Below are 18,213 nucleotides of genomic sequence, written 5' to 3'. Positions count from 1 at the left end.
TCAGACCTATTGTTGCCACTTCCACAAAACTGGTAACGATTTGTCTGGTTCAGATAAAAATCGGGTTGGTGAGCACCGGCTTGAGTGAGACCACCTCTTCGCCGACCGGGTCGAGGTTGCCTTCCTCCCGGATCAGCATGGCGCAGCGCACCGCGTCGATGATGTGGTCGTTGCCCTTGGAATAGATGATCTTGCCGTCCCGCAGGGTGTAGGTGTGGGTGGTGAACTGGTCTTCCACCTCCAGGTCGTCCGAGGGGAAAATGAGCTGCTTGCGCTGTAGTGCTCCGTTGATGAGGCTGGTCATCAGCTCCTTGGTGCGCTTCTTGATTTCCTTTCCGTCCCGCACCGCCAGCCGGGTCATGCCGCCGAAGTCGTATCCCTTGAGCCTGCCTTCCAGCTCCAGCCCTTTGTACTTGTCCAGGGTGAGCAGTTCCTGAACCACGGCCAGGCCGTTGCCGCCGTTGTCCACGCCGATGCCAGCCGGGGTGTAGTAACGCTCCAGCAGCGCGATGATCTGGGCGATGTGCGGATAGGAAACGTGTTCAAGATGCACGCGCAGGATCATCTTCAGCAGCGTCCGCTCGCCGACCTCCATCTCCTGAAATACGACGATCTCGGTGGGGTCGTTGGTGTAGCCCAGGTCGCCGCCGACCCAGAACTGCCCGCTGCGGGGAGTGAGGTTGAGCAGCATCTCCAGCCGGTCGTGGGCCGCTTCCTCGGTGTCGCAATCGCGTAGCTCGGAATCGGTGATGACGATCTTCTGATACTCCAGCAGATCCTGCCGACAGAGGTTGAACTGCTCGACATTGAAGGCCCCATAGGAAGGCTTGCCGTGTTCACCGGCCACCTCGTGCTGCCAGCCGGAACTGTCGCGGCCGCCGTAGAACTCCAGCAGTTCGGCCTCGCGATCTTCGGTCCAAAGAGGGTTGAGCCAGGACGGCCAGCGGAACACATGGAACTGCTCCGACGAGGTGAGCCGGTAATAGGTGGTGTCGCGCAGGCCGTTGGGCGTGGAGTAGATGCGTAGCGTCCCCCCGGCCTTGAGGCACTGGCGCAGCGCCTTCCAGGCCCGTTCGGTCAGCCAGGCTCCTTCATCGACCCAGACGCGGCCCACGTGCAAGGACCGGAAGGCGTCGCCATAGGCCCCGGCCGGGCGGAAATAGAGCACCGAACCGTTGGTGAACTCCAGCCGGAAGTAGGGTTTGCGGTGGATCTTGGGCTTGCCGTACTTGGTCAGGGCAATGCTGTTCATCAGATCCGGGTTGGTGTCGAGCTGGAACTCGATCTCTTCGATGATGGTATCGAGGTGCCCCTGGTGCGGAGCCGCGATGAGGCCCTGGCCGCCCCGGGTGGTAAAGGCGTAATGGAGCGCGTCGGTCGAGAGCACGATGGACTTGCCCACGTCCCGGCCGTCGAGGTGGATGATGTTCTTGGCCGGGCAGCGCAGGTCCTCCACCTGATGCGGCCAATAGTCGCGGCCTGAGCCATCCCGGTTGTAGAGGTAGGCTTGCCCCCACAACACGGGATCGCTCAGGGTCGCCGCAAGTTTGCGCTCCTTGTCGGTTACCGCCATCAGTGCATTCCTGTCCTCAAGGCGCTGCCGAGGATGGTGCCCACCAGTTCCGTCAGGATCTGCTGCACGGCCAGGGTGTTCTTCCGGTCGTGGACAGCTTCCTGAATATCGATGATGGCCTGGTCCAACTCCGCCCAGGCCCGGTATTGCTGCTGGGCCGCTTCCAGACGGCCGAGGGCGTTCTCGATCCGTCCCGCCGCCAGTTCGGTGCCGATTTCAACCAGGGCCTCACCGGCCTGGCGGACGGCATCGCTGTTTTCCTGAAGGATCTCTTTCATTGGCCTGCCTCCTAGTTCGAGCCGTTGGCCCACTGGTCAAGGGTGTCCACGGCGGTCTGCAGGCGCAGGCCGACACCGGTCAGGCGCTCGGCGTCCGGGTGGCCGACCTCGCGCAGCGCCTTGTTGGCCTCGGTCACATACTCGGGCGTGTGGCGGTTGACGGTGGCCACCGCCGACTGGATCTGGGCCGGAGGCCGGTAGGTGGCGCAGCCGGTCATGATCCCGGCCAGGGCCAGCGGGATGGTCCATTCGAGGGTCTTCTTCAACATGTTGATCTCCTTTGGTTTATGGGTTTGGGGCACATGCAGAAAGATCTCTGCAAACACTTGATTTCCAACGAAATAGAAGCGTCATTGGATGTGACGCGGGATGGTCCCGCATCCACGAAAACCGGAACCGGAGGCAGGCCATGACCTACGACAAAAACCGCCAGCAGGCACTCAAGGCGTACCGAGAAAAGCAGGAGAACATCGCCCGGCTGATAGAGGGCATTCGCGGCAAGCTCGAAGCGGACGCGAAGCAGCCGGACATCACCTGGGCGAGCGTCGGTTCCCTCGGCCACGTCGAGGAACTGCTGCGGGAGCTGGACGAGTTCCTGTCCTGAACACACCGGGCCACCGACAAAGGAGACATCGACATGACCGAATGCACCGTGCATCAAGCCGCCGAGGCTTTCATCGGCTACCTGCGGGAATCCGGAAAGAAAGAGCGGACCCTCTACACCTACCGGAAGGACCTCGATGTAGTGGAGGCCTTCTTCGGCGCGGATCGCCAGCTCGCCGAGATCCGGCTCCCCCAGGTCGGCAAGTTCTACAAGTCCGACCTGCTGCTCAAACTCCCCGATGGCAAGGAGCGAGCCGAACGCACCGTCGCCAAGACCGTCCGGGTGTTCCGCATGATGATGGTCTGGGCCAGGGAGTCGGGGCGCATCGAGGAGCTGCCGCTGCCCAAGAGCACACCCATGGGCCACAGCCGGGTGAAGGAGTCCAGCGATGAGCAACCGAACGGCTGACCTCGACCTGACGGGCGCGATAGAGGCGTTCTGTGCCCGCCTGTCGGCCGAAGGACGCTCCCCGGCGACCATAGCCGCATACCGCCGGGACCTCGCCCTGGTGGCCCGCGTGGCCGGGGAGCTGGCCCCGGGTATCGTCTGCCGGGCGGTCACGGCCGGGCTCCTCGACAAGGTGTTCTCCGCCGGGGCGGTCACCGAGAGCGGGCGCGGCCCACGCTCGGCGGCGTCGCTCCATCGGATGAAGGCGGCGGTGCGGGCCTTTTTCGCCTGGGCTGTCGAGGCTGGCGTGGTCGATGACAATCCGGCCCGGTCCATCCGCATGCATCGGTTGCCGAGAAATCTGCCGGTGTTCCTGACCGCCGTCGAAAAGAAACGCCTACTCAAGGAGCTCAAGGGGCGGACCGACTTCTCCGCGCTGCGTGACCGCGCCATGATCGAGGTGCTGCTGGGCACCGGGATCAGGCTTGGCGAGCTGGCCGCACTCGACATGGATGACATCGACCTTGACGCCAAGCATCTGCGTGTGTGGGCCAAGGGGAATGTGCCGCAGGTCAAGTTCATCAAGACTGACCTCCGCACATTGCTACGCCGCTACCTGGCCGAGCGCCGTCGACGCGGCCGCCCGGAAATGGAAGCCCTGTTCCTGTCGAACCGGGACAGCAGACTCTGCCAGCGTCAGATCGCCAACCGGCTCGCCCACTGGCTGCGGAAGGCCGGGATCGAAAAGGAACTGACGCCGCACGGGCTGCGGCATACCTTCGCCACCCACCTCTACGGCGCGACCAATGACCTGCTCGTGGTGCAGCGGGCCTTGGGGCACCGGGACGTGTCCACCACCCAGATCTACACCCACCTCGTGGACGGTCAGCTCGAGGAAGCCCTCGAACGCCTTTGATCCTTCCGGACCCGACGATGGGAGCGGCCTCGGCTGCTCCTGTTTTGTTCGGCGCTTCCATGCGCCTCACCCCCTCCGGGGCTTGCGCGAAAAACTGCTCCCGGCATTTTTTTCGTTCGGCGGCGATGATCTGGTTGACGCGGCGGGTAGTCACTCCGGCGAGGTTGGAGATCTCCTGGCTGCTGATCCCCTGCAGATGAAGGGCAAGCACTAGGTCGCGGCGTTCCTGGTAGAAGCGGCTCGGTGCAGGAACCCAGAGAATTCCGGTGTAGTGCTTCTGGATCTGCTTGAAGAGTTCCTCGGGCAGGACATCCTTGGCGTTGGCGTAGCGCTTCTTTTTCTTCACGGCTCAATCCTCCACTTTCTTCATCCACGGCTGCGGCACGTCCGGGTTGTAGAACCGCAGCGTGCTGGGACGCCCGGACTTCGGCCCGTGGATAATTTCGATAGAACGCTCGGTGACCTCGCCAATCTCCTGATCGCCATCGACGAAACAGACCAGGCCGTAGTCCTCGCCGCAGGGAAACCGGAATCGGCCCTGGTTCTGAAAGAGGCGTGCCTCGGACCAGCCCTTGGCCATGGCCTCCTCACGGATGGCGTCGACCTTGGCGACAGCCTGGGAAGTCACCGGCTGCTTACATTTCCAAGCTTGGTTCCCGGGATAAATCCAGTCCTTTCTTGGAACTTCGACGGGTTTCTTCTGGGACTCGGGACGAAGCGCGGGTGGCTGGTAGTTCTTCGGGGAAAAGGACTGCAGGACCTCCTGCAAGTGTTCCTTGCCGAACTCCCGGATGGACAGTTCCTGCATGGCGTTGAATCGCTGCCGCAGCGTATTCCAGGCATCCTCGGGGAGCTTTCCGGCCTTGTGCGCGGTTTGGGCGGTGACCATGCGGGAACGTAGCCAGGCAAAGTATTCAGGCGACAGACGGCGACACAGCGTGCCGTCGATCTCCCTATCTTCAGGCCAGTCGCGTGCGTCTTCGATCTCGTGGACGTCGAGTCCGGTGGAAACATAGATGGCGGGCTGCGGTGGTTGCGGTGGTAATGATGGGGTTTCACACCCTGCCGAGGCTTCCCGCCCACCGGCGGTGTGCTTGATCATGGTTTTCAGAAGGCTCATGGCTTCAGGCTCCAGAAATACGGGTTAATCGCTTTTCCCGTTACTTACCGGAGCCCATGGCCAGGTGACGGCAGACCGATGCTTTCGTTTGTAATCGTTTTTTTAGCGAGAGGCCGTTTTGTAACTGTTTTTTGAGGTCTCTAAACGTTTTTCGAAAAACCGGCAGACTCTGCGGTGGATATCTGCGGTGGTTGCGGTGGTAGTGCGGTGGTAAATTTCACCTTCCCACCGCAGCTTGTTTGAGGTTATTAGTTCTTTGTTTTTAGATATTTATAAAGAAAGAGAGGAGAGAGTGCGGTGGTTGCGGTGGTAATTGGGGAACGTCTCTCGCGCTGGAACCTTTTTTTACGTCGCCCTGTTGTCGGAGGGTGACTTTGAAAAAATTTTACCCATAGGGGGTAAGACCTCTGGATTTACCACCGCAACCACCGCAAAAGGCATGAAAGCCTTATCTGGCAAGGGTTTGGCGTGCGGTGGTTATCCACCGCAAAGGCTTCAGCCATCCACCGCACCACCGCAAAAATAAAGGACGCCCGAGAGCGTCCTGAATGATTTTCCGGTTCCCAACTGGGACTGCCCGTGGCGTTTCAGATTGACAGTTGACCTGTTTTCGGACTATATTTGGTCATGAAAGGAGGATGGTTATGAAACTATCGAGTCAGATCAAACCGATCAGTTACCTGAAGGCCCATGCCGCAGAAATCGTGCGTAACCTGTCGGGGCAAGGCGAACCCCTGGTCATCACCCAGAATGGCGAAGCTAAGGTCGTGATGCAGGACATCGAAAGCTATGAGCAAACCCAGGAGACCATGGCCCTTCTGAAGATTCTCGCACTCGGCTCGCGTCAGGTCGAGGAAGGCAAGGTCCAGCCCGCCGGTGATGTCGTTCAGCGGCTTCGAGACCGGAGCAAGAGTCGCTGATGACCTTCCAGATATTTCTGACCGACGATGCGTCACGGGATTTGGAGGAGTTGTACGACTACATTGCATCCCACGACGCGCCGGGAAAAGCGGATTACGTTCTCGATCAAATAGAGAAAGCCTTTTCGAGCCTCTCCGAGAACCCGGAGCGAGGAGCCTATCCAAAAGAACTGCTGACCATCGGGCTTCGCGAGTACCGTGAGATATTTTTCAAACCCTACCGCATCATCTATCGAGTCATGGCCGAAAATGTCTATGTCATGGTGATTGCCGACGGCCGCCGTGATATGCAGACCTTGCTACAACGTCGTCTATTACAGGCATAACTCTCCAGTTTTCCTTCATTTCCACCTGTTCGCGCTGATCCAATACTCGAAGTTCTTGGTGTGGGCATTGCGATGCCGGTCGATGTCGAACCCGGCGTCCCGGATGACGTCCAGGTCGTTGCTGATGCGCCGACCGAGCTGGGCGGGCTTCTTGTATTCGAACTCGAGGTTGAATTCCCGGCCGACCCTGCGCAGCGCCGCGAGCAGCCGTCCCGCCGATACCGGCTCCATGGTGTTCTCGTTCTCGAACCTCACCTGGTAGCGTTCGATGAACCCCACCACGTGGTTTGCCCGGTCGTCCTCGCCGTAGCGGGCCTTCTCGTCCAGCTCCACCGCGTTCCGGTAGGCATGGAAAAGCGACGCCAGCGCCGTGGCAATGGGGTTCGACTCCCGCGCCATCTCCTGACTGGTGTCGTTGATAGAATGGATCTGCTCGATGAACAGCGGGCTCAGCTCCTCGAGTCCGGTGGTCACTTCGTGTTCCTCGGACCCGGCCAGCATCATCAGGTACATCAGGCTCAGATAATCGTTGCACCGGCGCTTGCCATGGGTCGGCATGGTTCGGTGCAGCAGGCGCATGACCTGCTTCTGGGCTCCGTCCCGGATCATCGCCAGCACATGGCTGGTCCGCTTCATGATGGCCGAGATGATCAGATCCCGGTTCTGCTGGATGGCGGAGATGACCTCCGATTCCAGAAAGCAGTCGCTGGCCTGGTTGGCGAGGTCGAAGTTGATGACGAAGGACCTCGACAGGATCTCCGAAAGCTCCCCGCACAGCGGCTCGATGCCGGTGGTGTTCAGCAGGCACTTGGTCCGCTCGGTGATGGTCTCGCTGTCGGTGCCGCTCTTGCGTTTCTCCTTGGCGATGCCGGTGATGCTGGTCAGCATGAAGGTGGTCAGATCCTCGGTCATCTGCTTGGCCTCGATGTTGTCGAGGACGATGAGCGGGTTCTGCGAGCCGTCGGTGTAGTTCGCGGCGTCGGTGGCCTTCTTGTGCTGGGGCTCGCCGTAAAGCAGCGTCGACGTGATCTTGCTGGCGGTGGTCTTGCCTGATCCGGCCGAACCCTCGAAGCGGGTCATGGGCCGCGTCCCGGCGAAGTCGATCAGCAGGAAACAGGAGAGCCAGGAAAGGATGAGAAAGCGATCTCCTTGCGGGCAGGTCATGTTGCCCACCAGCAGATCGACCAGGAGCCGGTCCGCCTCTTCGAGGTCGGCGTCGGGCAGGAATTTCAGCGGCTTCATCTTGCGCGAGCCGTCCAGAATGATGCCGTCCTCGTTGCCGCCGTTCTTCATGATCTGAATTTCGTCCGGGGTGATCTTGGCGATCTCGTGCTCCGGATTGTTCAGGTTGAAATAGACGGTGTATGAGGCCACATCCGTGTGCAGCCAGGAAAAATGGTCGCGCACCTGGCCACGGATCATGGCCAGGCTGGGCAGTACCTCGAAAAATGTCCGTCCGCCGCCCGTGGTCGGCACCATGCCCGTGTGTTTGTAGAGCATGGCCGCGTAATGGCGTTTGCGGCCCCGGTCCGGTGAATCCATCCAGTAGATGGCGTTGTCGAAATACATGAACGGCTCGCCCTGCAGGGTGTGAAAGAACTGGGCACCGTTGGCGGTGAACCAGTCGTAGGCGGCCTCGGCGGTCAGGGTGTAGTCGGGAGCGCCGTTCTCCAGTTCCGTGTCGATCAGCACCTCGTCAACCCGGGCGCGGCATGATCCGGGCATCGCGCCGGACATCCGCTTGGCCTTTTTCTTTTCGTTGCGGAACTCGACCTTTCGGTCCTTCTGGATGGCGCGGATTTGTTCCTTCAGGGTGGCCATCGAAACGCCACCGCCGATGCGCTCCTGCACCAGCTTCAGCAGGCGGGACTGTTCCAGCGGCGACTGCTCGGAAATCTCCCCCAGGATCGGTTCGAGCAGGCGGTTGCGTTCCTCCTCTTCAGCGCCCTCGGGCAGCGAGCGCACGCCGAACTCGATGGGCGTGCTGGCCTCGGCGAGTAGACGTTCGAAATCCTCCCGGGTATGCCCGGCGGCAATGTAATCGTTGACGTCGATCTTGGCGGTGGCGAGAAGCGTCTCGGCCGCCTGAATTTCCTGAGCGGAACGCCCCGCCAGCAGCTTGGCCAGCTCCTTCGGCCCCACGCTCGCCGTCAGGCTGAACCGTTCGGTCAGCTCCTGCCGGGCCGAGATCTGTGTCTCCGACAGAGGCAGCGTCACCAGGCGGGTGTCGATCTTGTGTTCGGCCAGGGTGCGGGCGGTTTGCAGCGCCCCTTTGAGACCGGCCTGGGAGAGTTCGTTGTCCTGGCAGATGTATACGGTTTCGACGCCGCGCAGCTTGGGGATCAGGCGCTCCCAATCGGCGGCCCGGATGCGGACGGTGACCGGCGACACGGTGGGCAGGCCCAGTTGCATCAGCGCCAGGCAATCGGTCACCCCCTCGGTGATGATCACCTTGCCGGGCCGGGCCAGCAGACAGTCCTCGTTGAACAGCAGCGCGTTGTTGATGAAGTCGGCGACGTAGGGCCGCTGGTGCTCGTCATGAACCGGCAGTTTCTTGTATTTCCCTTGCTCCCAGCCCACGTCCGGGGTCCACGGCGTCTTGCGGCCGATCATGAACACTACCCGGCCACGGCTCCAGTAGGGAAAGATGATGCGGCGCTCGAAAAATGGCGTCAGGCCGTCCTGGCTGGTGGGACGGAAAGCGCCGGTGGCGGCGAGCTCCCGCTTGGAAAAACCGTCCTCACCCCCGGTCAGTTGGGCGACCGCGCCGGACGCGTTGTCCGCGTAGCCGATCAGGAGATCGTCGATGGTCTCCTCGCTCAGGGCGTATTTGGATTTCAGCCAGTCGAGGACCTCCGGAGACTCCTTGAGTCTGGCGTGGTAAAGCCTGGCCAGCGAGGTCAGCGCGTCCTTGACCCGCAGTTCGAAGGCGCGGTCGGCCTCTGTCTGGGCCAGACGCTCCTGGCTGAGGCCATAGCGCGACAGCGGCGGCAAGCCCGCCTTTTTGGCGAGATAGTCCCGGGCCTGGCGGTGGCTGTCCGGCATCGGGCCGGATTGCCCGGCGGTGACCGAGCCCGTCTGAATGAACTCCACGAGCTGCAGCACATCACCGCCGACTCCGCAGCCGAAGCAGTACCAGCCCTGCTTGTCGAGCATCACGTGCAGCGACAGGCGTGACTGGCTCTGATGGTTGGGGCAGTCGCACATCAAGCGCTGGCCGGTCTCCTGGGTGATCCGTCCCGGCAGGAGTTCCCGGGCCACGTCACCGATGTCCATTTCGGTGACGAGCCGGTAATACTCCCTGACGTTATCCGTTCCGCCCATACTCATTCGGCCTCCGCGACACGGGCGAAATCGGCTTCCGCGTGTTGGGCGGCGTCCAGGAACAGGGGCATAAAGGTCCGGCGGTCATCCACCTGGCAACGCTTGGCGCAGTTCTGGATGCCCCAATGGTCACCCAGGACAATGGCGGTGCGCCGGGCACGAGTCACCCCGGTGTAGAGCAGATTGCGGTGGTGCATGAAGGAATGTGCCTTGTGGACCACCACCACGGCGCAGGGGAATTCGGAACCCTGGGTTTTGTGGATGGTGAGCGCATAGGCGAGCTGCAGATCCTGCAGGTCGGGCGAACCCTTTTCCATCTCCACCGGCATGCCGTCGAAGTCGATGACCAGGGTGCCGTTCGCGAGGACATCGACCACATGGCCGATGGCACCGTTCATCACATTCAGGTCGTAATTGTTCCGGGTCTGGATGACCTTGTCGTGCTTGAGAAACGGAGCGCGGCGGCCCATAGCGACCGGCGGCACTTCGGTGTTCCAGAGTTTGCGCTGGATGAGCCGCTGCAGTTCCTCGTTCAATTCCTTGGTGCCGAGCGGTCCCTTGTGGGTCGGCGTCAGCACCTGCACGTCCTTGATGATGTCGAAACCCAGGGCGTCGAGCCGCTCCTGAAACAACTCCAGCAGGAACGAGCGTGCCGCCATCGGGTCGGTGAACTGATCCACCAGATACCAATCCCGGCATCCGCCCACCGACGCCTCGCTGGTCTTGCGCACCTCGCCCTTGAGAACGGCGGTGCAGTTCTCCTTGAGGACGCCCGCCTGACGCACGACCTTGTCGAGGATGACTGTGGGGATGGCGCGTGTCTGGATCAGATCGCGTAGGATGTTTCCGGGTCCCACCGGCGGAAGTTGGTTGTGATCGCCGACCAGCAGCACCGTGGTCCGCGACAGATCGACCGCCTCGAACAAGTGCCATGCCAGGGGCACATCGACCATCGAAAACTCGTCGACCACCAGGACATCGGCATCGATGGGGTTCTCCTTGCTACGCGAGAAACCCTTGCCGTCATAGCCGAGCAGACGGTGGATGGTGGTGCCGCTGCTACCGCTGACTTCCTCCAGGCGCTTGGCGGCCTTACCGGTCGGCGCGGCGAGCACGACCTCCAGGTCGCTCTCCTCGCAGATAGTGTTGATGACCGAAATGGTGTAGCTCTTGCCCGAACCGGCTCCACCCGAAATCAGGCTGATGCTGTGGTGGAGGGCCGAGTGCACCGCTTCGAGCTGCTTCTCGTTCAGCGTCGCCGCGCAGCGCCGAATCAGGGCATCGAGCTTCTTGACGGACTGGAAATGCGGGTTGGGTGTTTCGGCCTGGCCGAACAACGAGGCCAGCTCCCGCTCCATGCGGACGATCTCCGGCAGAGCGACCACGAAACGTCCGCCGTGGGAATCGCAGGAAAGCGCCTGTTCTTCGATGAGCGCGTCGAGGGCGCTCTCGATACGGACCCGGCTGTCCAAGGCATCCATGACCAGCAGCAGGTTGGCCTGATCCACCAGATCCTCGTATTCGATCCAGCAGTGACCATTGTCCAGGGCTTCACGGACGCAGAAATTTAACCCAGCGCGGATACGAGGGGTGTGGTCCTTGGGGGTGCCCAGCTTGCGGGCGATCTTGTCGACCTTCTTGAAGCCGAATCCCCGGATCTCCCGAATGAGGATGTACGGGTCTTCCTTCAGGATATCGAGGCAGTTGCCGCCGAGCCTTTCTACCAGGGTGGTGACCTGATGATGGGTCAGACCGAATGCCGACAGCCAGGCCATGACGGCGTTGACGCTGCGGTTCTTCAACCATTCGTCACGCAGCCGCTTGGCCGCCTCCAGGGGCAGCCGAGCTTTGAGCGCGATGCGCTCGGGGTCGTTCAGAAGGGTTTCTTCAAAGGCGTCGCCGAAACTCTCGACGATCAATCTGGCCTTGGCCGGACCAATGCCCTTGATCTCCGGATGGTTGGCCAGATAGTGGATCAGCCCCTCCGGATCGAGTTCGAGGTCGTGCTCCATCCCGTCGACCTTGAACTGACGGCCGTATTTGGGATGGGTGGCCCACGACCCGAGCAGGACCACAGGCTGATTTTCCCGGGCGAACAAATTGCCCGCGAACTGGACTTCCTCACCGGTCGGGGTGAGCAGTCGGCCTGCGGAGAACTTGGGTCCGGCATAGTAAACGCGCTCTATTCTTCCCCGGAGTCGCGCCGGGTTACTCTCATTTCTTTTTGGCATCTCGCGATCCTCCGGTGAAAACGTGTCAGGTACTCCTCGACAAAACGGCAGGCGGCCTGCCGGTCCGAGCAGAAGTAGACGGGGACACCGAAGTCGACGACGATGGAGGCGACCGTTCCGATCAGCGCGTGCGGGTGGGCATCGCTGCGGTAGCGGCCGTCGACCAGATCGCGAAAGTTGCACTCGACAACCACGCAGGCGGATTCGTAGGCAGAGAGCTTTTCCAACTCGCGGTGGAACCGCTTTCGCCCCCGGATGACGGTGGAGACGAAATCCGTCAGGGATTTACGCTCCACCGCCACCCGTTCCTCGAGGCCGACCAGTGAGTAATCACCGGCGGGCAGCGCTTTGCGAACTGCCGAAACCTTGTCTGTATCGAAGCTGTAGGGCTCCTGTTCGCGGGTGTCGACGACAACGGTGATCCGGTCCATCATCAGAACGGGATCATGTCGTCCATCGCCGCGCCGGGAGCCCCGGCATCATCGGCCATGACAATGCGACGGTTGAAGTAGATGTTCTCGTTTTCACCGCGAGTGCGCTTGGTCACCTCCAGCTTGATGTTGAGAAGCTGCTCGAGGTGGCCCGGCAGGTCGGAGAGCTTCTGAAGCTGCAGCCCGCAGGTGTAGAGGTCCTGCTTGAGCCACTTGATGTTCTCGTTGCTGGCCATGACGTTGTTGCGCCAGAGCAGACGACCCTTGTGGGTCGGCGCGAGAATGCGCAGAGTCCATTTGAGCATGGGATTGCCCGAGGTCTGGGCGCGGGTCAGTTCGACCCGGTCGACGTTGACCTGGTACTTGCCGTCGGGGACGGCCTCGAACTCACGTTCCTCGACTTCGGCGGTTTCAAAGGCGTCGTCGAACTGCGCCAGGTCGAGGTTGCTGCTGGATTGGTTTTCGTAGTGTTCCATGGTCGGATCTCCTTACTGTTGAGGTTTCGCCGCCGCACTCGCGGTCGGCTCCGGCTTCGGCCGGGCGGCACTCGCCGCAGCTCCGGCTGCCGTGTTGTTGAAGGCTTTAACGAAGCTCGAAAAATCGAGGGGGATGACTTCGGGGAGTCGGCCGGTGCGGTCACCAGCGTCGTAGTTGGGACTGGGCTTGGTGCGCATCACGCGTTGCCAGACCGGCTTGCCGTCCTCGCCGGTTTTCATGTCCAGGTCGCAGAACAGGATCAGGTCCACCAGACCGGTGACCAGCTTCCGCGCCTTTTCCGGCAGCGTCGGCACGATGCGGGTGTGTTTGCCGGTCCGGGTCTCGATGTCCCGCTCCTGGGAGTGGGAAATCAGGATCAGCCCGTAGGGCAGGAACGCGAGCTTGTTGATGACGCGCTGGAACTCGTTGTTGATCAGCGCGTAGCCCTTGCCGTAGCCCAGGTCGGATTCGTGCTCGATCTTGAATTTCTTGCAGACGTAGTCCGAGCACATCTTGTAGGCGTTATCCACCGTGTCGACGACGATGGTCTTGAACTCGTGCTTGCCCTCGGCGATTTCGGCGCAGGCCTGCAGAAGGTCGTCCCAGCAGGTGATCGGGGTCTGAAACACCTCCAGGGCGTTCAGGCCCGGCTCGGTCGCCAGGAACAGTGCGTCATCGGCCTTGGAGCACCAGGTGCTCTTGCCGATCTTGCTCGGGCCGTACACCAGGGCGGTGAGGTCCGAGAGCGTGTGTTTGGGTTTGCTTTTGGTCTTGGGAAGCATGGCTTCGTCTCCTTATGGTTGGGATTTCAAAACACCGGAGCGGCGTCTTCACCGGCTCCGTCCCGCAGCTCTTCGTGCGGGGCGATCCGTTGGAAATGGTTTTCGATGACGTTGGGGTTGCCGCCCGAGCGGCAGAGCTGGAAGTAGGCGCAGGGCCGTCCGTACTGGAAGCAGTAGCTGGTGTTGCGGTAGAAGGTGTTGCGCCGACGGGCGTCGAGCATGGCCTTGGAGAGCTCCCACAGCTCCGCCCGCAGTTCCTCGAACTGGTCGCGGGAGATGTAGAGCACCTCGCGATGGAACATGCCCGGCTCGAGGTACTTCTCCTGGAGCCGCTGCTGAAAGGTGTCGTCGTCCTCCGCCAGCTTGCGCTTGGCGCTGCTCTTGCCGGTTTTCGACTTGGCAATCAGCTCCGCCCGGCGGGCTTCGAATTCGGCTTCGGTCTCACCTTTTCCCTGGCGCAATTTGGCCTTGACCAGGACGTTGTAGATGATGCCGCTGACCGTGATGCCGAGGGTCTGCTCCAGGTACCAGGCGTAGAGGATGATCTGGAAATCGGTCCACAGCCGCTCCAGGTAGCTGGCGTCGATCTGCGAGGCGGTTTTGTGTTCCAGCAGGAAATACTGGCCATCCTGACGGACGATGCCGTCCACCTTCCCGGCGAGAATGAAACTGCGTGAGGTCGCCCCGGTCGCCGGGTTGACGATGGGACCTTCGAAGGTCTTCTCAAGCGCGACGACCTCGAACGCTTCAGCCGGATAGTGTTCCGCATAGGCGCTCATCATGGCTCGGGCGAGATGCCAGTCGGCCTGTTGATGATCGTCCTGCGCTCGGTTCGGATAGGTCCGGTCGATGTGGTCGAGGACCTTGGCCAGATCCCGCTCGCCGTGCCAGCACTCCAGGCAGTCGTGAATGACCGAGCCGAAGGCCAGATTGGGGTCGCGTTCGAGCGGCACCAGCTCGTCGATGTAGCGCCACTTGCAGGCCATGCGGCAGTTGCGGAACAGCCGCCACATGGAATAGGTGGTGGTCATCAGCTCGCTCATAACGCCACCCCCGCTGCTGCAGCGGCGGGCGCTGCGCGATGCTTTGAGGCACAGGCGCAACCTGACGGCTGGGTACGTTCGATCAGGACCGAACGTTCGCCGTACTCCTTGGTGGCGAAGCCGGTGAAGATGCGGGCGAGGTCGCTGCCGACATCGGTGGAGGCGTCGATCACGCAGGTGCGGCGGGCCTTGTCCAGATTGAACCGGCTCTCCATCCGCACACGGGAACGGCCATGCAGGCTTTCGACGGCCAGCATCGCCAGCATGAAAGTGTCTTCCAGTTCCTGGGCCGGGACCGACTCGTCAAAACGGTACTTGTAGGTGTCGTGAGTCATGGTTGAACTCCTCTTTTGTTCAGGTTTTGATTTCCGAGGCCCCGGATAGCCGCATCATGCGGCACGGTGCTTACTTACCGGAGCCGGAGTCGATGCGTCGGAGATCACAGGTAGTCGGTCAGGCCAGCCTCGCTGAACGCGTCCCGCAGCTTGCTCAGCCGCTCGTAGAGGGTGGTTCTGGGAATGCCTATCTCTCGGGCGACTTCGGCCATGGTGCTGTCGTGCAGGCGCACGCACAGATCCCGGAGCTCTTCCGGCAGCGAGGCGATGGCCCGGTCGAGATCCATGCGGATCTCATGGGCGAGGCGCTCCCTTGTCTCGCGGGTGCCGCTTCCCAGAGAGCCTTCGCTGTCCAGGAAGTCGATCCGCTCGGTGGTGTCGCCTTCACCGTTGTCGAGGGGTTCGTTGAGCGAGGTTTGGCAGAGCCGCCAGTCCCGGCATTGGGCGAACCGGGCCTCCAGAATGGTGGAGATGTGACGTTCGACGATCCGGGCCATGAAGGTGGTCTTCTTGGCCTTTGCGGGATTGAAATGCCGCATCCGCTGCAGCAGATCGATCATCAGTTCCTGTTCGAGGTCGGGTCTGTCGTCCTCGGTGAATCCGGCCTTGCCTACGAGTTGACGTGCTTTGTGCCGAATGAGGTCGGCGGCATACTTGTCGATGCCGTCGTAAGAATTCTGAGAAACCATCGGGGCCTCCTCGGAGCGAGGAGGAGGTCCGCGTGGGTGTCGGCACGGGCCAGATCACAGGACAAAGCTGTCGCGTGGGCGAAGGGGTCGCAGGTACGCCGCCAATTGCCGTATTCGGCTCGGCGACACCCACAACAGCCTCCGCCATGCGTCCAGCTTGTTGTCCAGTGTCTAAGGGTTCAGGTCGTTACGTGTTCAGGCTGCCCGTTCCTCGATGCGAATCAGGAACGGGAGACCGTGCTTGATTTCGAGCAGGCAGACTTTTCCACTGCCCATCTGCGCGAGGTGCTCCAGCAGCGCCACGACCTCTTGCTTGAGGATGAAGTCATCCTGGTCGCGCTCGGGCCGGGGACCGCTCTGTCCGCCCAGCTTGATCTCGCGCTCGATGACCGTGTCGGGGGTGAGTTCCGGCTCGCCGTCGCGGACCGGAATGTTGGTGATGCGGCCGAAGTTGATGTCCTGCATCAGCTCGATGAGTCGCCGCTTCGGTGGGGTGAGGTGTGCTTTGTTGACTTGTGCCACTGCCAGTCTCCTTGTTCGGAAGTTCTGGCACGCCCGGTGGCCAACCCTGTGTTGACCAATAAAAAACGCCGGATCGCGCCTTCATTGGGGAAGGCGCTACATCCGGCGTCGCAATGGCTACATTTGGCGTAGCGGAAATATTTTTTAGTTTTTTCTTCCTGGGTGGTCCCGGGTCATTCGTTGACTATCGGGCGGACCTCCCAAACGATCTCCTCTTCAGGGCTGTAAACAGGCTCGTTTCCAAACTTGATGCTTGAGTCAAGATGCTGACCAAGAGGACTGTCGTATTCAGAAATTTTTCCGATGGCACGCTTTACAGCTATACGGAAAGAGTCCTTCACGTTTTTCCTTTTGTCACCTAAAGTCCTTGGTTTTCCACCCCTTGCCTTTGAGCCATTTAATGCGCAGGCGATCACCGTCATTTCATCCCTAAGTTCTTCTTCTTTTTCCTTGTTGCCTGTATTGCGGGCCTCATCGATGTCCTGTAATAATTCCGAAATCCTTTCTCGATATTGTTCTCTGGCTTTTGCATCGATAATGACGCCCGCATCAGTAAGGGGAATTCCTTGAGTTATCTGGTAGCCATCTCCAATGTCCTCGCCATCGATTTCGCCAGCCGAAAAAATCCCATTGGATGGATCATAAAAAGAGCCGCAAACAAGCTCGGCTACAGGAATTGGCTGATTCGGGTGTGACAGTAGATAGCTGAGATACTGAGAACCTTTATTTGCAGTTATCAGCTTGATGGGCTCTCCTTTGTTAAATCTGACTTCCCAAACGTCACCACGTCGACGGAAATAGTTTGCCGGTTGTTCAATTGCCAGTTCAACGGCCGGAACGGAGATAACTGATCCTGACTCATACATTGTCCGCAGCAGACAATCTCCAGGCAACGTGCGCTGAAGGATAGCCGTTATATTTCTGGCGATCATTGTTTTCATCGCATCGCAGACCTCTTTTGCGTGCCGCTTATAGAGGTCATATACCTTTTGAGCCACACTCCCTGGATTTTCATCCATGTAACGGAAGACCCTGCTTACTTCACTGAATCTGGCCATGAACTGGGCGATATCATCCTGATTGCAAACCTGGTTGGCTCTTTCCAGGTAGGCGGCTGCCATTATCTTATCTTCGTCTTTATTTCTGCCTTGGGTAAAAATGTCGGTCTTATAAGCCGCGACCGGATCGTACTGATCGGCCTTGGCCGCAATCATGGCAAACCGTCGGTCGATGCACTGGGAGCAGGTTCCGCAGTGGGTACGATCTTTGGTCATTTCCCAGGTATGCGTGCAGGTGGTCGATGCCGCGATCATGTCCTGGCAACCAGCCTTGGTAATGACCTCGACGACATCGGCCTTGGTCTTCCAAATGTAAGGATTCTCAATCGTAAACGGCTCGCCAGCCACCAGACTGATGATTTTCTGAAATCCCTGGATCACTCTTGGATGAGTAGTGCGTGTGGCCCGGCTGCCGACCACCTGAGCACAGACCGGAAGATTCAGACTGATGACACCGTTCTCATAGAAGCGGACACTCTTTAGGTTAAGCATCCTTGCGATGGTCGCCCCAATAGACACATACAGGAAGGAGCGGCTCCGCTGGGTGTACTCGTAGTTCAGTCCTTTGTTCTTGTTGACGCGAACGCCGATATGTAGCGGAGCGTTTTCCCCAGCCTTGTCGGCAATCATCTTTTCCAGTCGGCGATGGCGCTTGTTGAGTTTCGGGGTTGACTTGTGAGTGACCAGGACGACCTTCCGTTTTTCATTCAACACTTCGTCGACGGCACCTGCCAGCGAATCCAGCCCACCTGAAAACATGACCACCTGTTTCGGATAACCGAAACTTCTCCCGTCATCGTTGAAATTTAGGTAGCCCTGAAAAGATGGAGCGTCTTTCAACTTGCTAAATGTTTTTGGTAATAAAAATCCGGACAAAATGGCTTGAATCAGGGTAACACTTTCTCCCGGCTTAAACCAGAGGAGAAAGTGTCATGGGCAACAAGCAATTTAGTCAAGCACAAAAACTTACTATCCTGAAACACGCCAAACAGATCGGACCCAAGGAAGCAGCCAAGGTAGCTGGGGTCCACTACACCACGGTCTATGAGTGGAAAAGACAGCTCAAGGAGCTTGGTGAAGAAGCGTTTCTCGAGCATCAGCCCCGTCGGTCAGGCCGAGGGGAAAAGGAAATAACCCCTGAGCAGGAATCAGCCATCCTGCAGGTATGGAATGACAACCCTGCATTTGGCCCCGGAC

At 60.1% G+C, this 18,213-nt stretch carries 20 protein-coding genes; 6 read left to right on the top strand and 14 right to left on the bottom strand.

Annotated features, from left to right (window positions below; all coding sequences use genetic code 11):
• Positions 1–49: 49 nt before the first annotated feature.
• Genes N902_RS0111850 through N902_RS0111840 form a run of 3 tightly spaced genes read right to left on the bottom strand, consistent with a single transcriptional unit; the run spans position 50 to position 2,120 of the window.
• Complete coding sequence (locus N902_RS0111850) at positions 50–1,573, bottom strand: terminase large subunit domain-containing protein (protein ID WP_027371106.1); 1,524 nt, start codon at positions 1,571–1,573, stop codon at positions 50–52.
• Positions 1,573–1,851, bottom strand: coding sequence for a hypothetical protein (locus tag N902_RS0111845; RefSeq protein ID WP_011366961.1), 279 nt, complete (start codon positions 1,849–1,851; stop codon positions 1,573–1,575). The genes N902_RS0111850 and N902_RS0111845 overlap by 1 nt, the downstream gene beginning before the upstream one ends.
• 11 nt (positions 1,852–1,862) lie before the next feature.
• Positions 1,863–2,120 (bottom strand): hypothetical protein, encoded by a 258-nt coding sequence (locus N902_RS0111840; protein ID WP_027371105.1) that lies wholly within the window; start codon positions 2,118–2,120, stop codon positions 1,863–1,865.
• Between the two features lie 140 nt (positions 2,121–2,260).
• Here N902_RS0111840 and N902_RS0111835 point away from each other — a divergent pair, with 140 nt between their 5' ends.
• The 3 genes from N902_RS0111835 to N902_RS0111825 are packed head-to-tail and all read left to right on the top strand — an operon-like array spanning position 2,261 to position 3,758.
• Positions 2,261–2,455 (top strand): hypothetical protein, encoded by a 195-nt coding sequence (locus tag N902_RS0111835; RefSeq protein WP_027371104.1) that lies wholly within the window; start codon positions 2,261–2,263, stop codon positions 2,453–2,455.
• 33 nt (positions 2,456–2,488) lie between these two features.
• Positions 2,489–2,863, top strand: coding sequence for a hypothetical protein (locus tag N902_RS0111830; RefSeq protein WP_027371103.1), 375 nt, complete (start codon positions 2,489–2,491; stop codon positions 2,861–2,863).
• Positions 2,844–3,758, top strand: a complete 915-nt coding sequence (locus N902_RS0111825) for a tyrosine-type recombinase/integrase (protein WP_027371102.1) — start codon at positions 2,844–2,846, stop codon at positions 3,756–3,758. The genes N902_RS0111830 and N902_RS0111825 overlap by 20 nt, the downstream gene beginning before the upstream one ends.
• A gap of 349 nt (positions 3,759–4,107) precedes the next feature.
• On the opposite strand, the gene N902_RS0111820 is transcribed toward N902_RS0111825, so the two are convergent.
• The gene (locus tag N902_RS0111820; RefSeq protein WP_027371101.1) at positions 4,108–4,878 is read right to left on the bottom strand and encodes a hypothetical protein; all 771 of its coding nucleotides are present in this window, start codon (positions 4,876–4,878) and stop codon (positions 4,108–4,110) included.
• A 644-nt stretch (positions 4,879–5,522) separates the two neighbouring features.
• Here N902_RS0111820 and N902_RS0111815 point away from each other — a divergent pair.
• Positions 5,523–5,798, top strand: a complete 276-nt coding sequence (locus N902_RS0111815) for a type II toxin-antitoxin system Phd/YefM family antitoxin (protein WP_027371100.1) — start codon at positions 5,523–5,525, stop codon at positions 5,796–5,798.
• Positions 5,798–6,124 carry a type II toxin-antitoxin system RelE/ParE family toxin gene (locus N902_RS0111810; RefSeq protein WP_027371099.1) on the top strand — a complete coding sequence of 109 codons (327 nt, stop codon included), beginning with the start codon at positions 5,798–5,800 and terminating at the stop codon, positions 6,122–6,124. The genes N902_RS0111815 and N902_RS0111810 overlap by 1 nt, the downstream gene beginning before the upstream one ends.
• Positions 6,125–6,139: 15 nt before the next feature.
• Here N902_RS0111810 and N902_RS0111805 read toward each other — a convergent pair whose 3' ends face one another.
• The 10 genes from N902_RS0111805 to N902_RS17640 form a co-directional block, all read right to left on the bottom strand.
• On the bottom strand, positions 6,140–9,448 hold the full coding sequence (locus N902_RS0111805) for a CHC2 zinc finger domain-containing protein (RefSeq protein WP_244147418.1): 3,309 nt from the start codon (positions 9,446–9,448) through the stop codon (positions 6,140–6,142).
• 2 nt (positions 9,449–9,450) lie between these two features.
• On the bottom strand, positions 9,451–11,679 hold the full coding sequence (gene recD2, locus N902_RS0111800) for an SF1B family DNA helicase RecD2 (RefSeq protein WP_027371097.1): 2,229 nt from the start codon (positions 11,677–11,679) through the stop codon (positions 9,451–9,453).
• On the bottom strand, positions 11,631–12,113 hold the full coding sequence (locus tag N902_RS0111795; RefSeq protein ID WP_011367843.1) for an ERCC4 domain-containing protein: 483 nt from the start codon (positions 12,111–12,113) through the stop codon (positions 11,631–11,633). Before N902_RS0111795 ends, recD2 begins: the two co-directional genes overlap by 49 nt.
• Entirely contained in the window at positions 12,113–12,586 is a 474-nt protein-coding gene (locus N902_RS0111790; RefSeq protein ID WP_013219083.1) for a DUF669 domain-containing protein, read from the bottom strand. Before N902_RS0111790 ends, N902_RS0111795 begins: the two co-directional genes overlap by 1 nt.
• 12 nt (positions 12,587–12,598) lie before the next feature.
• On the bottom strand, positions 12,599–13,369 hold the full coding sequence (locus tag N902_RS0111785) for an ATP-binding protein (RefSeq protein ID WP_013219084.1): 771 nt from the start codon (positions 13,367–13,369) through the stop codon (positions 12,599–12,601).
• A 26-nt stretch (positions 13,370–13,395) separates the two neighbouring features.
• Positions 13,396–14,412, bottom strand: a complete 1,017-nt coding sequence (locus N902_RS0111780; protein ID WP_027371096.1) for a PD-(D/E)XK nuclease family protein — start codon at positions 14,410–14,412, stop codon at positions 13,396–13,398.
• Positions 14,409–14,747 carry a hypothetical protein gene (locus N902_RS0111775; protein ID WP_027371095.1) on the bottom strand — a complete coding sequence of 113 codons (339 nt, stop codon included), beginning with the start codon at positions 14,745–14,747 and terminating at the stop codon, positions 14,409–14,411. The genes N902_RS0111780 and N902_RS0111775 overlap by 4 nt, the downstream gene beginning before the upstream one ends.
• Positions 14,748–14,851: 104 nt before the next feature.
• Positions 14,852–15,436, bottom strand: a complete 585-nt coding sequence (locus N902_RS0111770; protein WP_027371094.1) for a sigma-70 family RNA polymerase sigma factor — start codon at positions 15,434–15,436, stop codon at positions 14,852–14,854.
• A 195-nt stretch (positions 15,437–15,631) separates the two neighbouring features.
• The gene (locus N902_RS0111765) at positions 15,632–15,958 is read right to left on the bottom strand and encodes a hypothetical protein (RefSeq protein ID WP_027371093.1); all 327 of its coding nucleotides are present in this window, start codon (positions 15,956–15,958) and stop codon (positions 15,632–15,634) included.
• Positions 15,959–16,131: 173 nt separating this feature from the next.
• Positions 16,132–17,892, bottom strand: coding sequence for a 7-cyano-7-deazaguanine synthase (locus N902_RS17640; protein ID WP_244147417.1), 1,761 nt, complete (start codon positions 17,890–17,892; stop codon positions 16,132–16,134).
• 56 nt (positions 17,893–17,948) lie between these two features.
• On the opposite strand from N902_RS17640, the gene N902_RS17635 reads away from it, so the two are divergent.
• The coding region (locus N902_RS17635; RefSeq protein ID WP_034622438.1) for a helix-turn-helix domain containing protein at positions 17,949–18,213 on the top strand (265 nt) is incomplete at its 3' end.

The sequence above is a fragment of the Desulfovermiculus halophilus DSM 18834 genome (assembly GCF_000620765.1).
Taxonomy (GTDB): domain Bacteria; phylum Desulfobacterota; class Desulfovibrionia; order Desulfovibrionales; family Desulfothermaceae; genus Desulfovermiculus; species Desulfovermiculus halophilus.
Note: the sequence above shows the minus strand (reverse complement) of the source record. Positions and strands in the feature narration are given on the sequence as shown.

Coding starts and splice junctions, on each gene's coding strand:
- N902_RS0111850 (WP_027371106.1), bottom strand. CDS start 1,573: ATGGCGGTAACCGACAAGGAGCGCAAACTTGCGGCGACCCTGAGCGAT.
- N902_RS0111845 (WP_011366961.1), bottom strand. CDS start 1,851: ATGAAAGAGATCCTTCAGGAAAACAGCGATGCCGTCCGCCAGGCCGGT.
- N902_RS0111840 (WP_027371105.1), bottom strand. CDS start 2,120: ATGTTGAAGAAGACCCTCGAATGGACCATCCCGCTGGCCCTGGCCGGG.
- N902_RS0111835 (WP_027371104.1), top strand. CDS start 2,261: ATGACCTACGACAAAAACCGCCAGCAGGCACTCAAGGCGTACCGAGAA.
- N902_RS0111830 (WP_027371103.1), top strand. CDS start 2,489: ATGACCGAATGCACCGTGCATCAAGCCGCCGAGGCTTTCATCGGCTAC.
- N902_RS0111825 (WP_027371102.1), top strand. CDS start 2,844: ATGAGCAACCGAACGGCTGACCTCGACCTGACGGGCGCGATAGAGGCG.
- N902_RS0111820 (WP_027371101.1), bottom strand. CDS start 4,878: ATGAGCCTTCTGAAAACCATGATCAAGCACACCGCCGGTGGGCGGGAA.
- N902_RS0111815 (WP_027371100.1), top strand. CDS start 5,523: ATGAAACTATCGAGTCAGATCAAACCGATCAGTTACCTGAAGGCCCAT.
- N902_RS0111810 (WP_027371099.1), top strand. CDS start 5,798: ATGACCTTCCAGATATTTCTGACCGACGATGCGTCACGGGATTTGGAG.
- N902_RS0111805 (WP_244147418.1), bottom strand. CDS start 9,448: ATGGGCGGAACGGATAACGTCAGGGAGTATTACCGGCTCGTCACCGAA.
- recD2 (WP_027371097.1), bottom strand. CDS start 11,679: ATGCCAAAAAGAAATGAGAGTAACCCGGCGCGACTCCGGGGAAGAATA.
- N902_RS0111795 (WP_011367843.1), bottom strand. CDS start 12,113: ATGATGGACCGGATCACCGTTGTCGTCGACACCCGCGAACAGGAGCCC.
- N902_RS0111790 (WP_013219083.1), bottom strand. CDS start 12,586: ATGGAACACTACGAAAACCAATCCAGCAGCAACCTCGACCTGGCGCAG.
- N902_RS0111785 (WP_013219084.1), bottom strand. CDS start 13,369: ATGCTTCCCAAGACCAAAAGCAAACCCAAACACACGCTCTCGGACCTC.
- N902_RS0111780 (WP_027371096.1), bottom strand. CDS start 14,412: ATGAGCGAGCTGATGACCACCACCTATTCCATGTGGCGGCTGTTCCGC.
- N902_RS0111775 (WP_027371095.1), bottom strand. CDS start 14,747: ATGACTCACGACACCTACAAGTACCGTTTTGACGAGTCGGTCCCGGCC.
- N902_RS0111770 (WP_027371094.1), bottom strand. CDS start 15,436: ATGGTTTCTCAGAATTCTTACGACGGCATCGACAAGTATGCCGCCGAC.